The sequence below is a fragment of the Mycobacterium sp. genome (assembly GCF_035640695.1).
Taxonomy (GTDB): domain Bacteria; phylum Actinomycetota; class Actinomycetes; order Mycobacteriales; family Mycobacteriaceae; genus Mycobacterium.
On sequence record NZ_DASQVQ010000160.1, the window covers coordinates 1 to 15,391 of the forward strand.

At 68.8% G+C, this 15,391-nt stretch carries 16 protein-coding genes; 12 read left to right on the forward strand and 4 right to left on the reverse strand.

Annotated features, from left to right (window positions below):
• The 3 genes from infB to VE759_RS19040 all read left to right on the forward strand — a co-directional run.
• The coding region (gene infB / locus VE759_RS19030; RefSeq protein WP_324935319.1) for a translation initiation factor IF-2 at positions 1-2,026 on the forward strand (2,026 nt) is incomplete at its 5' end.
• Between the two features lie 43 nt (positions 2,027-2,069).
• The gene (gene rbfA / locus VE759_RS19035; RefSeq protein ID WP_324935320.1) at positions 2,070-2,582 is read left to right on the forward strand and encodes a 30S ribosome-binding factor RbfA; all 513 of its coding nucleotides are present in this window, start codon (positions 2,070-2,072) and stop codon (positions 2,580-2,582) included.
• Positions 2,557-3,555 (forward strand): bifunctional oligoribonuclease/PAP phosphatase NrnA, encoded by a 999-nt coding sequence (locus VE759_RS19040; protein ID WP_324935321.1) that lies wholly within the window; start codon positions 2,557-2,559, stop codon positions 3,553-3,555. Before rbfA ends, VE759_RS19040 begins: the two co-directional genes overlap by 26 nt.
• A gap of 21 nt (positions 3,556-3,576) precedes the next feature.
• On the opposite strand, the gene VE759_RS19045 is transcribed toward VE759_RS19040, so the two are convergent.
• On the reverse strand, positions 3,577-4,344 hold the full coding sequence (locus VE759_RS19045; protein WP_324935323.1) for an enoyl-CoA hydratase: 768 nt from the start codon (positions 4,342-4,344) through the stop codon (positions 3,577-3,579).
• 22 nt (positions 4,345-4,366) lie between these two features.
• Here VE759_RS19045 and VE759_RS19050 point away from each other — a divergent pair, with 22 nt between their 5' ends.
• Together VE759_RS19050 and VE759_RS19055 are read left to right on the forward strand one after the other, a co-directional pair.
• The gene (locus VE759_RS19050) at positions 4,367-4,663 is read left to right on the forward strand and encodes a DUF2277 domain-containing protein (protein ID WP_324935325.1); all 297 of its coding nucleotides are present in this window, start codon (positions 4,367-4,369) and stop codon (positions 4,661-4,663) included.
• Positions 4,664-4,677: 14 nt separating this feature from the next.
• Entirely contained in the window at positions 4,678-5,229 is a 552-nt protein-coding gene (locus VE759_RS19055) for a DUF1802 family protein (RefSeq protein WP_324935342.1), read from the forward strand.
• Positions 5,230-5,407: 178 nt separating this feature from the next.
• Here VE759_RS19055 and VE759_RS19060 read toward each other — a convergent pair whose 3' ends face one another.
• Entirely contained in the window at positions 5,408-6,136 is a 729-nt protein-coding gene (locus tag VE759_RS19060) for an SDR family NAD(P)-dependent oxidoreductase (RefSeq protein WP_324935327.1), read from the reverse strand.
• 25 nt (positions 6,137-6,161) lie between these two features.
• Positions 6,162-6,749: a DUF3558 domain-containing protein gene (locus tag VE759_RS19065; protein ID WP_324935328.1), complete on the reverse strand. Its 588-nt coding sequence runs from the start codon at positions 6,747-6,749 to the stop codon at positions 6,162-6,164.
• Between the two features lie 131 nt (positions 6,750-6,880).
• Here VE759_RS19065 and VE759_RS19070 point away from each other — a divergent pair, with 131 nt between their 5' ends.
• Genes VE759_RS19070 through truB form a run of 3 tightly spaced genes read left to right on the forward strand, consistent with a single transcriptional unit; the run spans position 6,881 to position 9,419 of the window.
• Positions 6,881-7,816: a metallophosphoesterase family protein gene (locus tag VE759_RS19070; protein ID WP_414687954.1), complete on the forward strand. Its 936-nt coding sequence runs from the start codon at positions 6,881-6,883 to the stop codon at positions 7,814-7,816.
• On the forward strand, positions 7,813-8,493 hold the full coding sequence (locus VE759_RS19075; protein WP_324935330.1) for a 4'-phosphopantetheinyl transferase: 681 nt from the start codon (positions 7,813-7,815) through the stop codon (positions 8,491-8,493). The genes VE759_RS19070 and VE759_RS19075 overlap by 4 nt, the downstream gene beginning before the upstream one ends.
• Positions 8,490-9,419: a tRNA pseudouridine(55) synthase TruB gene (gene truB / locus VE759_RS19080; RefSeq protein ID WP_414687955.1), complete on the forward strand. Its 930-nt coding sequence runs from the start codon at positions 8,490-8,492 to the stop codon at positions 9,417-9,419. Before VE759_RS19075 ends, truB begins: the two co-directional genes overlap by 4 nt.
• Here the strand turns inward: truB and mntR are convergent.
• Complete coding sequence (gene mntR / locus VE759_RS19085) at positions 9,416-10,117, reverse strand: manganese-binding transcriptional regulator MntR (protein ID WP_324935333.1); 702 nt, start codon at positions 10,115-10,117, stop codon at positions 9,416-9,418. The genes truB and mntR overlap by 4 nt on opposite strands.
• Before the next feature lie 82 nt (positions 10,118-10,199).
• On the opposite strand from mntR, the gene VE759_RS19090 reads away from it, so the two are divergent.
• The 4 genes from VE759_RS19090 to VE759_RS19105 form a co-directional block, all read left to right on the forward strand.
• Positions 10,200-11,174, forward strand: coding sequence for a bifunctional riboflavin kinase/FAD synthetase (locus tag VE759_RS19090; protein ID WP_324935335.1), 975 nt, complete (start codon positions 10,200-10,202; stop codon positions 11,172-11,174).
• 108 nt (positions 11,175-11,282) lie between these two features.
• Entirely contained in the window at positions 11,283-11,552 is a 270-nt protein-coding gene (gene rpsO / locus VE759_RS19095) for a 30S ribosomal protein S15 (protein WP_102143434.1), read from the forward strand.
• 261 nt (positions 11,553-11,813) lie between these two features.
• The gene (locus VE759_RS19100) at positions 11,814-14,090 is read left to right on the forward strand and encodes a polyribonucleotide nucleotidyltransferase (protein WP_324935338.1); all 2,277 of its coding nucleotides are present in this window, start codon (positions 11,814-11,816) and stop codon (positions 14,088-14,090) included.
• On the forward strand, positions 14,071-15,391 hold a 1,321-nt coding region (locus tag VE759_RS19105; protein WP_324935340.1), incomplete at its 3' end, for a pitrilysin family protein. The genes VE759_RS19100 and VE759_RS19105, both read left to right, overlap by 20 nt.

Consider the following 15,391-nt stretch of genomic DNA (forward strand, 5'->3'; position numbering starts at 1 on the left):
CGGCGGTCCCGGCGGTAACTACCGCGGCGGTGGCCCCAGCGCTCCCGCCGGCACCGGTTATCGCGGTCGCCCGGGCGGCGGCGGCGGACGGCCCGGGCAGCGCGGCGGCGCGGCCGGTGCATTCGGTCGACCCGGCGGCGCGCCCAAGCGTGGCCGCAAGTCCAAGCGGCAGAAGCGGCAGGAATACGACTCGATGCAGGCCCCGGTCGTCGGCGGGGTGCGGTTGCCGCACGGCAACGGCGAGACGATCCGGCTGGCCCGCGGCGCGTCACTCTCCGACTTTGCCGAGAAGATCGACGCCAACCCGGCCGCGCTGGTGCAGGCGCTGTTCAACCTCGGCGAGATGGTGACCGCCACCCAGTCGGTTGGTGACGAGACCCTCGAATTGCTGGGCAGCGAGATGAACTACAGCGTCCAGGTCGTCAGCCCCGAGGACGAGGACCGCGAGCTGCTCGAGTCCTTCGACCTCAGCTACGGCGAAGACGAGGGCGGCGAGGAGAACCTGCAGATCCGCCCGCCGGTGGTCACCGTCATGGGTCACGTCGACCACGGCAAGACCCGCCTGCTGGACACCATCCGCAAGGCCAACGTCCGCGAGGCCGAGGCCGGCGGCATCACCCAGCACATCGGCGCCTACCAGGTGTCGGTCGACCTCGACGGCAGCGAACGGCTGATCACCTTCATCGACACCCCGGGCCACGAGGCGTTCACCGCGATGCGTGCCCGCGGCGCAAAGGCTACCGACATCGCGATCCTGGTGGTCGCCGCCGACGACGGCGTGATGCCGCAGACGGTGGAGGCGGTCAACCACGCGCAGGCGGCCGACGTCCCGATCGTGGTGGCGGTCAACAAAATTGACAAGGAGGGCGCAGACCCGACCAAGATCCGTGGGCAGCTCACCGAATACGGTTTGGTACCAGAGGAATTCGGCGGCGACACGATGTTCGTCGACATCTCGGCCAAGGTCGGGACCAACATCGAGCAGCTGCTCGAAGCGGTGCTGTTGACCGCCGACGCCGCCTTGGACCTTCGGGCCAACCCGGACATGGAGGCTCAGGGTGTGGCCATCGAGGCGCACCTGGACCGCGGCCGCGGACCGGTGGCCACCGTTCTGGTGCAGCGCGGCTCGCTGCACATCGGCGATTCGGTGGTGGCCGGCGACGCGTATGGCCGGGTCCGCCGCATGGTCGACGAGAACGGCGACGACGTCGAGGCGGCGCTGCCGTCCAGGCCGGTGCAGGTCATCGGCTTCACGTCGGTGCCGGGTGCCGGTGACAACTTCCTCGTCGTCGACGAGGACCGCATCGCCCGCCAGATCGCCGACCGGCGCAGCGCCCGCAAGCGCAACGCGCTGGCCGCACGTACCCGCAAGCGCATCAGCCTGGAGGACCTGGATTCGGCGCTGAAAGAGACCAGCCAGCTGAACCTGATCCTCAAGGGCGACAACGCCGGCACCGTCGAGGCGCTGGAAGAAGCCCTGCTGGGCATAGTGGTCGACGATGAGGTGGAGCTGCGCGTCATCGACCGCGGCGTCGGGGGCATCACCGAGACCAACGTCAACCTGGCGTCGGCGTCGGACGCGATCATCATCGGCTTCAACGTGCGCGCCGAGGGCAAGGCCACCGAGCTGGCCAACCGCGAGGGCGTCGAGATCCGCTACTACACGGTGATCTACCAGGCCATCGACGACATCGAGAACGCGCTCAAGGGCATGCTCAAGCCGGTCTACGAGGAGCGTGAGCTGGGCCGGGCCGAGGTCCGCGCGCTGTTCCGCTCGTCGAAGGTCGGCCTCATCGCGGGCTGCCTCGTCACCTCGGGGATCATTCGCCGCAACGCTAAGGCCAGGCTGCTGCGCGACAGCGTCGTGGTCGCCGATAACCTCACCGTGCAGTCGCTGCGGCGGGAGAAGGACGACGTCACCGAGGTTCGCGATGGCTACGAGTGCGGTCTCACGCTGAGCTACTCCGACATCAAGGACGGCGACGTGATCGAGACGTACGAACTGGTTGAAAAAGAGCGCGCCTGATCAAGAACAAGGCCAGAAACCAACGGTAGGAGCGTCCACATCCATGCCCGATCCGGCACGAGCGCGCCGGTTGGCCAAGCGCATCTTGTCGATCGTCGCGTCGGCGATCGAATATGAGATCAAGGACCCGCGGCTGGTCGGCGTCACCGTCACGGATGCGAAAGTGACCGCCGACCTGCATGATGCGACGGTGTACTACACCGTCATGGGCCGCTCCCTCGACGAGGAGCCGGATTACGCCGGCGCCGCCGCGGCGCTGGACCGGGCCAGGGGTGTGCTGCGCACCAGGGTCGGCGCCGCTACCGGGGTGCGGTTCACCCCGACGCTGACGTTTGTGCGCGACACGGTGCCCGACGCGGCGCACCGGATGGAGGAGCTACTGGCCCGCGCCCGCGCGGCCGACGCCGATCTGGCGCGGGTCAGGGAGGGTGCCACACCGGCGGGCGATGCCCAGCCGTACCGTGTAACGGAAGAATCGTCGGGGGACGAGACGCAGCGACCGGGGGACCACCTCGACAGGCAGGACATCGGTGACCGCGATCAACCCGACAACTGAAGCCAGAACCGTCGGCGGGCGCGTCGACGCCCGCGGCGCGGCCGACCTGCTGGCCATCGCCGACACCGTCAGCGTGATCTGCCACGTTCACCCCGACGCGGACAGCATCGGCGCGGGCCTCGCGCTGGCACTGGTGCTCGACGGCGACGGCGTCGACGTCCAAGTGAGCTTTGCCACGCCCACGACGCTGCCGGAATCGCTGCGCACCCTGCCCGGCGGTGACCTGCTGGTGCCCGCGCGCGACATGCGCCCCGACGCCGACCTGGTCGTGACCGTCGACGCCCCGAGCGTGAACCGGCTGGGCGCGCTGGCCGAGGTCGCCGCTCACGCGCGTGAGCTTCTCGTCATCGACCACCACAAATCCAATCATCTGTTTGGCAGCGCCAATTTGGTTGACACCTCAGCAGATTCGACGACGATGCTGGTCGCCGAGGTGCTCGACGCATGGGGCAAGCCGATCGACGCGCGTGTCGCGCACTGCCTGTACGCGGGTCTGGCCACCGACACCGGCTCGTTCCGCTGGGCCACGCCGCGCGCGTTCCGGCTGGCCGCCCGGCTTGTCGAATTGGGCGTGGACAACGCCGCACTCAGCCGCGACCTGCTCGACACCCACCCCTTCGCGTGGCTGCCGATGCTGTCGCGGGTGCTTGGCTCCGCCCGGCTGGTGCCCGACGCCGTTGGTGGCGGCGGGCTGGTGTATGCCGTGGTGACACATCAGGATTGGCTGAGCGCTCGCGCCGAGGAGGCCGAGAGCATCGTCGACATCGTCCGGACCACCCAGCAGGCGGAGGTCGCGGCGGTGTTCAAGGAGATCGAGCCGGACCATTGGTCGGTGTCGATGCGGGCCAAGTCTTTCGACCTGTCGAAGGTGGCCGCCGGGTTCGGCGGTGGCGGTCATCGGCTCGCCGCGGGCTATTCGGCCGCCGGACCGGTCGACGAGGTAGTCGCCGAGCTGCAGCAGGCGCTTGGCTGAATGGCACCGGCCGGTCGCGGTTCAACGGATCTGCGCGCGGCCTCGCTTCAGCACGGCGTCGCGGTTGGCGGCGATGTCGGCGCCGCTGGCGTTGCTTTCCAGCCACTGCTTCGCCGAGGCCGCCTCGATCTCCAGGGCCGCACGGGTCTGCGCCTCGTCGATGCGGTGATACGAGGTCAGCAGCGCGCGCACCGCCGCCCGGTTGTTGCCGACGATCGCCCTGGCCACCTCGCGGGCCGCATGCATCAGTTCGTCGTGCGGCACCACCTGCGTGACAAGTCCGGCCCGCAGCGCGTCCCCGGCCGGTAAGTAGTCGCCGGTCAGGCTCATCCGGTAGGCCAGTCCGCGGCCGACGGCCTGCGGCAGCCGCACCGACATCCCCCATGACGGCAGCAGGCCCACCCGCGCGTGCGTGTCGGCGAACCGGGCGCGTTCCGAGGCGATCAAAATGTCGCAGCACAACGCCAATTCCAAGCCGCCGGTCACCGCGACGCCGTTGATCGCGCCGATCACCGGTTTGGTCATCGCCGGCCATTTCGGTGACAAATCGGGCAGCCCGCCGGGCCGGTCGGGACCGCCGCCGATCTCCTTGAGGTCGACGCCGGCGCAAAAAGCCGGGTCGGCACCGGTCAGGATCACCACGTCGACGTCGTCGTCGGCGTCCGCCTCACGCAGCGCGGGAAACAGCCTGTCGCGCAGCTCGGTGGACAACGCGTTGCGGACCTGCGGCCGGTTCAGCGTCAGGGTACGAATCCGGTCGGCGGTCTCGGTGAGCAGAACATCGGCCACACGGTGAGCCTATCGTCGGGGTATGTGCCGAAACATCACCGAACTGCGCGGCCTGCAGCCGGCCGCCACCGACCAGGAGATCGAGGCGGCCGCGCGCCAATACGTCCGCAAGGTCAGCGGCGTCACCCGGCCGTCGCCGGCCAACGCCGACGCGTTCGAGGCGGCCGTCGCAGAAGTGGCCGCCGCTACGACGCGGCTCTTGGCCGCGCTGCCGGCGCGCAAGCAGCCGCCGAAGACCGTGCCGCCGCTGCGGCGGCCCGAGGTGCGGGCAAGGCTGAGCGCCCGAGCCGCGGAGTCGGCGACCGCGGGCACCCGGTGACGTCGACGCTGACCGTGCCGGCGCTCAAGGAGTGGAGCGCCGTAGTGCACGGGCTGCTTTGTGGTCGCCAGACCGTGCTGCTGCGCAAGGGTGGTATCAGGGAAAAACGCTTCCAGGTGTGCGCTGACCGGTTCCTGCTGTTTCCGACCGTGGCCCACAGTCATGCCGAGCGGGTGCGCCCCGAACACCGCGACCTGCTCGCGTCGGCCGCCGACGACAGCACCGACACCGAAGTGGTGTTGCGTGCAGGCGCGAAAATCGTTGCAGCGGTTGAGATCTCAAACCCCGATGGGCTGCCCGAGATCGAGCCGATGCACATCTGGACCGCCGAATCGGTGCGCGCAGACCGGCTGGACTTCCGGCCGAAGCACCGGCTCACCGCGCTGGTCGTGCAGGCCAGCCCACTCGTCGAACCGGTGCGGCTGACCCGCACGCCCGACTACGCCGGATGCAGCAGCTGGGTGCAGTTGCCGGTGTCACCGCAATGGGCCGCACCGGTGCACGACGACGCGACGCTGCGCGAAATCGCCGGACGGGTCCGCGAAGCGGTGGCGCCGACTTCGTAGATGTCCCCGGTTGGGTGTGGTGGACACCAATCGCCGTGGTCGTTGAAGCATCCACCGGACGGTCCGTCGTCCGGGAGCAGGGCGAGCGACGATGATGCTCGCGCCCTGCCGGCGGGCCACCTCAGGCTCGATTCCCCGGTTGGCGCCCGTCACCAGCGCGACAGTCAGGTGACCGCGGTCAGCGCGGGTACATCCCTCCGTCGATGCTGAACACCTGGCTGTTGACATAGCCGTTGCGCAGGATGGCAAGTGCCAGATCAGCGACCTCGTTGGGCCGGCCTACCCGGCCGGTCGGTGTGTTTGCCGCTAACTCCTGCGGATCGCCGGGAAGCATCGCGGTCGCGATGAAGCCAGGCGCAAGCACATTGACCGTGACGCCGTCGGCAGCCACCCGGCTAGCCAGGAAATGCGCGAGACCATGGAGTCCGGCCTTGGACGAGGCGTAATCGGGACCGACCACACCACCGCGAAAAGCCGCCACCGAGGAGGTGAACAGCACTCGGCCGAAGCCGCGCTCGCGCATCCCAGCCAAAGCCCGGCGAGCCAGCAAAAAGGGCGCCCGGAGGTTGACCGCCAGCGTGCGGTCGAAGGTCGCGGCGTCGAGGTCCTCATAACGGGCCGGACGGGCGACGCCGTGATTGGCGACAAGAATGTCAACCGGGCCGAGCGCGGTCTCAACATCGTCGATCAGCCGGTCGGGTGCGCCCGGATCCGCCATGTCGGAGCCGAATGCCCGCGCTGTTCCTCCGCCGGAGACGATCTCGGTCGCCAGTGCCTCGGCGGGCTCGCTGTTGCTGCCGTAGCCGACGGCAATCGCTGCGACTTCGCCGGCGAGCCGTCGGCAGATCGCGCTGCCGATGCCGCCACTGGCTCCGGTGACAAGCGCGATGCGCCCGGTGAGATCCATTCCGCCCGACACCGGTCGGCCAGATCTAGAAGATGTAGTACGGGGCGAGCTGCTGTGCCCGCTTGAAGTTTTCGGCCAGGCAATCCACGTCGGGGTTGGAGTAGATCGGCGAGTAGAACAGCGACTGCTGGATCACGCCGTAGCTGGTCTTGAACGTGACCATGCAGGAGAACCACCACCGGTTGTTCCAGTCGGTGGGCTTCATCACCCAGTACTGCGCGGCCCGGTGACCGTTGATCGTGGCCTCCAGCGCGTCGACCGGGATCGTCTGCTCGTAGGTGCGCCAGACGATCGGCTCGATCGACATCTGGTAGTTCGCGGCGTCGTAATGGCAGCGCAGCCCCTCCTCGGGTTCCGGCGGCGTGAAGTCCAGCCCGAGCTGGTGAATGGCACCAATCGGGATGTCCTCGCACGGGGCGAACGGACGCTGATTGGTGAATTCGATCACCGGCCACTTGATTGTGGTGGTCGGCGTTTCCATCGGCATCGCCGTGTATCGAAGCGCGACCGCGCCGGTTCGGGTGACGGCCGCCGGCGGCGCGCTCTGCCACCCCACCACGACGGCGGTGACCAGTGCGCCCAGCGCGGCCAGCAGCCGCAGTTTGGTGGCCATCGCATCCCCTCGGTAGGCGTGCCTGCCCTGGGGAGTGTACAAGTCGCCCACCCCGGGCCGAAGCGGAAACGAGAACCTGTTCTAGTTACGGCCCCGGGGCCGACGCGGCCGCGCCAGTAGGCTGGATCGTCGTGGCAACGCTCTGGGCGATCAGTGACCTACACACCGGTCACACCGGCAACAAGCCGGTCACCGAGTCGCTGTACCCGTCATCTGCCGACGACTGGCTGATCGTCGCCGGCGACGTCGCCGAACGCGCCGACGAGATCCGCTGGTCGCTGGACCTGCTTCGGCAGCGGTTCGCGAAGGTGATTTGGGTACCCGGCAACCACGAGTTGTGGACGACGAACCGGGACCCGGTGCAGGTGTTCGGCCGCGCCCGCTACGACTACCTGGTCAACATGTGCGACGAGATGGGCATCGTCACCCCCGAGCACCCGTTCCCGGTGTGGACCGATCAGGGCGGCCCGGCGACCATCGTGCCGATGTTCCTGCTGTACGACTACACGTTCTTGCCCGTTGGCGCGACGACCAAGGCCGAGGGCCTGGCGATCGCCCGCGAACGCAACGTGGTGGCCACCGACGAGTTCCTGCTGTCGTCGGAGCCGTACGCCACCCGGGACGCATGGTGCCGCGACCGGCTTGGCTACACCAAAAAACGCCTCGAGCAGCTCGACTGGATGACGCCCACGGTGCTGGTCAACCATTTCCCGCTGGTGCGCGAACCGTGTGATGCGCTGTTTTATCCGGAGTTCTCGCTGTGGTGCGGCACCACTGCCACCGCCGACTGGCACACCCGCTACAACGCGGTGTGCTCGGTGTACGGGCACCTGCACATTCCGCGCACCACCTGGTATGACGGCGTGCGGTTCGAGGAGGTGTCGGTCGGCTATCCGCGAGAATGGCGACGCCGCAAGCCGTATCGCTGGCTGCGGCAGGTGCTGCCCGACCCGCAATATGCTCCGGGCTACCTCAACGAGTTCGGCGGCCACTTCGTGATCACGCCGGAGATGCGGGACAACGCCGAGCGCATGCAGCAACGGATCAGGGAGCGGCAGTCGCGATGACCGCAGTCGCCGCTCTGCTGTCCGGCGTGCTACCCGAGGCGCTCGACGGCCTCGCGGCCGCCGAGTTGTACTCCGACCCGCCCGATCTGGCGCCGCTGCCCGAAGAGGAGCCGCTGATTGCGCGCTCGGTGGCCAAGCGGCGCAACGAGTTCATCACCGTGCGGTACTGCGCCCGGCTGGCGCTGGCGCGGCTCGGCTGGCCGCCGGTGCCGATTCTCAAGGGGGAGAAGGGCGAACCGTGCTGGCCCGACGGCGTGGTCGGCAGCCTGACCCACACCGAGGGGTACCGCGGCGCCGCCGTCGGCCGCCACGACCACGTGCGCTCGGTGGGCATCGACGCCGAGCCGCACGACGTGCTGCCCGACGGTGTGCTGAACGCGATCAGCCTGCCGGCCGAACGCCGTGAGCTCGAGGCCATGCCGCCCGGCCTGCATTGGGATCGAATCCTGTTCTGCGCCAAGGAGGCAACGTACAAAGCGTGGTTCCCGGTGACCCGGCGCTGGCTCGGCTTCCAAGACGCCCACATCGTGTTCGACGTCGACGCCTCCGGCACCGCCGGTGGATTCGGGTCCGAGATCCTGATCGACGGCGCCGCGGTGTCCGGGCCGCCGCTGACCTTGCTACGGGGTCGCTGGTCGGTCCGTGACGGGCTAGCGCTGACGGCGATAGTGCTGTGACATCCAGCGCAGGGCGCCAGCGCAGCGCCGTGGGAATTGGTTCCGGGGTGGTCGTCGTCGACAAGCCGGCGGGCATCACGAGCCACGATGTGGTGTCGCGCTGCCGGCGAATCTTCGGCACCCGCAAGGTCGGCCACGCCGGCACGCTGGATCCGCCGGCCACCGGCGTGCTGGTCGTCGGCATCGAGCGCGCGACCAAGATCCTCGGGCTGATCGCCGGCGCCGAAAAGTCGTATGCGGCGACGATCCGGCTGGGCCAGACCACGTCCACCGACGACGCCGAGGGTGAGATCCTGGAAACGGTTGCGGCGGTCGATCTCAACGACGCCGTCACGGACACCGCCATTTTCGCGGCGGTCTCGGCGCTGCGCGGCGACATCGCGCAGATCCCGTCGACGGTCAGCGCGGTCAAGGTCGGGGGCAAGCGCGCCTACCAGCTGGCCCGCGAAGGCCAGGCCGTGGAGCTGACCGCCCGCGCGGTGCGCGTCGACCGTTTCGATGTGCTGTCCATCCGCCGTCTTGACCGGCTGGTGGAGGTCGATGTCGAGGTGGACTGCTCGTCCGGCACCTACGTCCGCGCGCTGGCCCGTGACGTGGGCGCCGCGCTTGGCGTCGGCGGTCACCTCTGCGCGCTGCGCCGCACCCGGGTCGGAGCGTTTCGCCTCGAGCAGGCCCGCACGCTTGACGAGCTGGCCGAGCAGCCGCGGCCGAGTCACACGCTCGACGAGGCCTGCCTGCTCGCGTTTCCCCGCCGCGACCTGACCGACGACCAGGCCGAGGCGACCAGCCACGGCCGGCCGCTGCGACCGGCCGGAATCGACGGAATCTACGCGGCGACGGCCCCGGACGGCCAGGTGATCGCGCTGCTGCGCGACGAGCAGACCCGCACCAAATCAGTCGTGGTGTTGCGCCCGGCGACGCTCTAGCACGGCACAACCCAGATCGATTGCGCCGCAGGGTTTCCCAAGTCGACCGTGCGCTCGCTATGGGGCTCGTGCCCGTCGCTGATCCCCACCGACACGGTGCCGGCGAAGTCGCGGCGCGCCAGCACCGTCAAATGTGAGTCGAGCGCGATGCCGACGCTGTCGAAGTAACGCAGCATCTCCGGATCGGCGTCGGAGATCCGGGCGACGGCTCCGTGCTCGCCGTTGCCGCACTCCGACAGCCGGCGTGCGGGCGGGCTAGGCACTCGTCCGTCCACGCCCGGTATCGGATCCCCGTGCGGATCACGCTGCGGATGGCCGAGCTTGGCGTCGATGCGGTCCATCATGACGTCCGACACCGCGTGCTCGAGCACCTCGGCCTCGTCGTGCACTTCATCCCAGCGGTAGCCGAGCTCGCGCACCAGAAACGTCTCCAGCAGCCGGTGCCGCCGCACCACCGAGACCGCGGCGCGGCGGCCGCGTTCGGTCAGCGTCACCGCGCCGTACTTCTCGTGGTCCACCAGACCCTGGTCGGCGAGCTTGCGGATGGACTCCGATGCGGTGCTGGCCGATACGCCCATCCGCTCGGCGAGCATCTTGGTGCTCACCTTCTCCCGCGACCACTCCTGCGCGTTCCAGATGACCTTCAAGTAGTCCTGGGCGACCGTGGTCAGGTCGTGCGCCTCTTGGTCAGGACTCACAGGTGAAGTCTATGCAATCCGGCGCTGAACTGGGTCTCTAGCCACGTCGGCCGACACGGCGTTGGCGTATAGGCTTGCGCCTGTGCAGCGCTGGCGCGGCCAGGACGAGATCCCCACGGACTGGGGCCGATGCGTACTCACCATCGGCGTCTTCGACGGCGTGCATCGGGGCCACGCCGAGCTGATCGCCACCGCGGTGAAGGAGGGTCGGACCCGCGGGGTGCCGACGGTGTTGATGACGTTCGACCCGCACCCGATGGAAGTGGTGTTCCCCGGCAGCCATCCCGCGCAGCTGACCACCCTGACCCGCCGCGCAGAACTGGTCGAAGAGCTCGGCATCGACGTGTTCCTGGTGATCCCGTTCACCCCCGACTTCATGAAGCTCACCCCGGACCGCTACATCCACGAGTTGCTGGTCGAGCGGCTACACGTGGTCGAGGTCGTGGTCGGGGAGAACTTCACGTTCGGCAAGAAGGCCCAGGGCAACGTCGAGTTGCTGCACCGCGCGGGCGAACGCTTCGGCTTCTCGGTACAGGCCATGTCGCTGGTCACCGAGCATCACAACAACGAAACCGTGGCCTATTCGTCGACATACATCCGTTCCTGCGTGGATGCCGGCGACGTGGTGGCCGCCGCCGAGGCGCTGGGCCGCCCGCACCGCGTCGAGGGTGTGGTGGTGCGCGGCGACGGCCGCGGCCGGGTGCTGGGATTCCCGACCGCCAACATCGCGCCGCCGATGTACTCGGCGATCCCGGCCGACGGCGTGTACGCGGCATGGTTCACCGTGCTGGGCCACGGTCCGGTCGTTGGCACCGTGACACCCGGCGAGCGCTATCAGGCTGCGGTATCGGTCGGCACCAACCCGACGTTCTCCGGGCGCGCCCGCACCGTGGAGGCGTTCGTCCTGGATACCGCCGCCGACCTGTACGGCCAGCACGTCGCCGTCGACTTCGTCGGGCGCATCCGCGGCCAGCATCGGTTCGACTCGGTCCAGGACCTGATCACGGCGATCGGCGAGGACACCGACCGCGTTCGCTCGATTCTGCCCGGCGGGTGATGCCCTGATAGACTGCCGAGTCGACGCGGTGCGCGCTGCGGTTCGCGGTGGCGGCGCCGATCCCAAGCCGAATCCCCAACGTTCGCGGACCGATGATGGAGTCATTTCGTGGCGCTCACAGCCGAACAGAAGAAGGAAATCCTGGGCCAGTACGGCCTGCATGAGACCGACACCGGATCTCCGGAGGCGCAGGTCGCGCTGCTGACCAAGCGGATCGCCGACCTGACCGAGCACCTGAAGGTGCACAAGCACGACCACCACTCCCGCCGCGGCCTGCTGCTGTTGGTGGGCCGGCGGCGGCGTCTGCTCAAGTACGTCGCCCAGGTCGACGTGGAGCGCTACCGCTCGCTGATCGACCGGCTCGGCCTGCGCCGCTGACACCGGCTACGACCAGCGCCGATTCGGCTGTGTAAACTATGGCACGGTGCGGTCGGCGCAGTTCCGTGCGACCGTTCCTGCGTGTCACGACAGAGACTCGCCTGCATCGGGGCGGTCTTCGGTAGTGGCGGCCGGGCTCCCGGTCCGGCCGCTTCGATCGACGGCCGTAGCCGTATCCAGGTCAACAGCCTTCAAGACAGCCCTCAGAGTGTCTGCGTGACAACGCGAAACACCTGAGCACGGGAAGGCCCACGGACATCAATGTCTGTTGCTGAAATTGAAGACGGTGTCTTCGAATCCACCGCCGTCATCGACAACGGGAGCTTCGGCACCCGCACCGTTCGCTTCGAAACCGGCCGCCTCGCCTTGCAGGCCGCCGGCTCCGTCGTCGCGTACCTCGACGAGGAAACGATGCTGCTGTCGGCGACCACCGCCAGCAAGAACCCGAAAGAGCATTTCGACTTCTTCCCGCTGACCGTGGACGTCGAGGAACGGATGTATGCCGCCGGGCGGATCCCCGGCTCGTTCTTCCGGCGGGAGGGACGCCCGTCGACCGACGCGATCCTGACCTGTCGGCTGATCGACCGGCCGCTGCGCCCTTCGTTCGTCGACGGCCTGCGCAACGAGATCCAGGTTGTCGTGACGGTGTTGTCCCTCGACCCCGACGAGCTGTACGACGTGCTGGCGATCAATGCCGCGTCGGCGTCGACCCAGCTGGCCGGCCTGCCGTTCTCCGGTCCGGTCGGCGGTGTGCGGGTGGCGCTGATCGACGGCACCTGGGTCGCGTTCCCCACCGTCGAGCAGCTCGAACGGGCGGTTTTCGACATGGTCGTCGCCGGCCGGATCGTCGGCTCCGGTGACAACACCGACGTCGCGATCATGATGGTCGAGGCCGAGGCCACCGAGAACGTCATCACGCTGATCGACGGCGGCGCGCAGGCGCCGACGGAAACCGTTGTGGCCGAAGGGCTTGAGGCCGCCAAGCCGTTCATCAGGACGCTGTGCATCGCCCAGCAGGAGCTCGCCGAGCGCGCGGCCAAGCCCACCTCCGACTATCCGGTGTTCCCGGAGTACGGCGAGGACGTCTACTACGCGGTCGCGTCGGTGGCCACCGACGAGCTGTCCAAGGCGCTGACGATCGCCGGCAAGCGGGAGCGCAATGAGCGCACCGACGAGATCAAGACCAATGTGCTGGCGCGGCTGGCCGAGACGTACGCCGGACGTGAGAAGGAGATCAGCGCGGCGTTCCGCTCGCTGACCAAAAAGCTTGTCCGCCAGCGGATCCTGACCGACCACTTCCGCATTGACGGGCGCGGCATCACCGACATCCGCGCCCTGTCGGCCGAGGTCGCCGTCGTGCCGCGGGCGCACGGCAGCGCGCTGTTCGAACGCGGCGAGACCCAGATACTCGGCGTCACCACGCTCGACATGATCAAGATGGCTCAGCAGATCGACTCGCTCGGCCCGGAAACGTCCAAGCGCTACATGCACCACTACAATTTCCCGCCGTTCTCCACCGGCGAGACCGGTCGCGTCGGTTCGCCGAAGCGCCGTGAAATCGGCCACGGCGCGCTCGCCGAGCGCGCGCTGGTTCCGGTGCTGCCAAGCGTGGAGGAGTTCCCGTACGCGATCCGTCAGGTGTCCGAGGCGCTGGGCTCCAACGGCTCGACGTCGATGGGCTCGGTGTGCGCGTCGACGCTCGCGCTGCTGAACGCGGGCGTGCCGCTGAAGGCGCCGGTGGCCGGCATCGCGATGGGCCTAGTGTCCGACGACGTCGAGCTCGACGACGGCGGCACCGAGCGTCGGTTCGTCGCGCTGACCGACATCCTCGGCGCCGAGGATGCGTTCGGCGACATGGATTTCAAGGTCGCCGGCACCCGCGACTTCGTCACCGCGCTGCAGCTCGACACCAAGCTCGACGGCATCCCGTCGCAGGTGCTGGCCGGCGCGCTGGCGCAGGCCAAGGACGCGCGCCTGACGATCCTCGAGGTGATGGCCGAGGCCATCGACTCGCCGGACGAGATGAGCCCGTACGCGCCGCGGGTCACCACGATCAAGGTGCCGGTCGACAAGATCGGCGAGGTGATCGGCCCCAAGGGCAAGGTCATCAACGGGATCACCGAGGACACCGGCGCGCAGATCTCGATCGAGGACGACGGCACCGTGTTCGTCGGCGCAACCGACGGCGCGTCGGCGCAGGCGGCGATAGACCGGATCAACGCGATCGCGAACCCGCAGCTGCCGACGGTTGGTGAGCGGTTCCTCGGCACCGTGGTCAAGACCACCGATTTCGGCGCGTTCGTGTCGCTGTTGCCGGGCCGCGACGGCCTGCTGCACATCAGCAAGCTCGGCAAGGGCAAGCGCATCGCGAAGGTCGAGGACGTCGTGAACGTCGGCGACAAGCTGCGGGTCGAGATCGCCGACATCGACAACCGCGGCAAGATCTCGTTGATCCTGGTAGCCGAGGAGAACGCGGACGCCGGGTCGGACACGGGGACCCCAGCGGGCGCGCCGGTAGATGCGACCGCCGGTTCGTAAGGCGGCGCCGCTGCGCCGCGGGCTGGCGGCCGACGAGCTGTCCTCGGCGCTGCGGCGCACCACGTTGGCCGGCGGGCTGCGCGTGGTCACCGAGCACGTGCCGTCGGTGCGTTCGGCGTCGGTCGGCGTGTGGGTCGGCGTGGGCTCACGCGATGAGGGCGCCGGCGTCGCGGGCGCCGCGCACTTTCTCGAGCACCTGCTGTTCAAGGCGACCTCGACGCGCTCGGCGGTGGACATCGCCCAAGCGGTCGATGCGGTCGGTGGCGAGCTGAACGCATTCACCGCCAAGGAGCACACCTGCTACTACGCGCACGTGCTGGACACCGACCTCGAGTTGGCCATCGACCTGGTGGCCGACGTCGTGCTGCGCGGCCGTTGCGCCGCCGACGACGTCGAGCTCGAGCGCGACGTGGTGCTCGAAGAGATCGCGATGCGCGACGACGATCCCGAGGACACCATCGGCGACGTGTTCCTGGGCTCGTTGTTCGGCGAGCATCCGATCGGTCGGCCGGTGATCGGCCGCGTCGAGACGGTGTCGTCGATGACGCGCGCGCAGCTGCACTCGTTTCACCTGCGGCGCTACACGCCGGAGCGGATGGTCGTCGCGGTGGCAGGCAATGTGGACCACCACAAGGTGGTGTCGCTGGTGCGCCGCTATTTCGGGCCGCGCCTGGTGCGCGGCAAGTCGCCGGTGCCGCCGCGCAAGGGCAGCGGCCGGGTGCCGGGGCGGCCGACGCTGACACTGGTGAACCGCGATGCCGAGCAGACCCATCTGTCGCTGGGCGTGCGCGCACCGGGCAGGCACTGGCCGCACCGCTGGGCGCTGACGGTGCTCAACGCCGCGCTGGGCGGTGGCCTCAGTTCGCGGCTGTTCCAAGCGGTTCGGGAATCGCGCGGGCTGGCCTACACGGTGTACTCCACCGTCGACACGTTCGCCGACAGCGGCGCGCTGTCGGTGTACGCGGCGTGTCTGCCGGAGCGGTTCGGCGAGGTGGTGCGGGTGACCTCGGAGGTGCTGGAAACCGTTGCCCGCGATGGGATCACCGAGGACGAATGCCGCATCGCCAAAGGCTCGTTGCGCGGCGGAATCGTACTCGGGCTGGAGGATTCCGGTTCCCGGATGAACCGCATTGGACGCAGCGAGCTCAACTACGGCGAATACCGCAGCATCGGGCACACCTTGGCCGAGATCGACCGGGTCACCGTCGACGAGGTGAACGCCGTCGCGCGTCAGCTGCTGACCAAGCCGCACGGCGCGGCGGTGCTCGGGCCGTATCGATCCAAACGCCAACTGCCCCAAC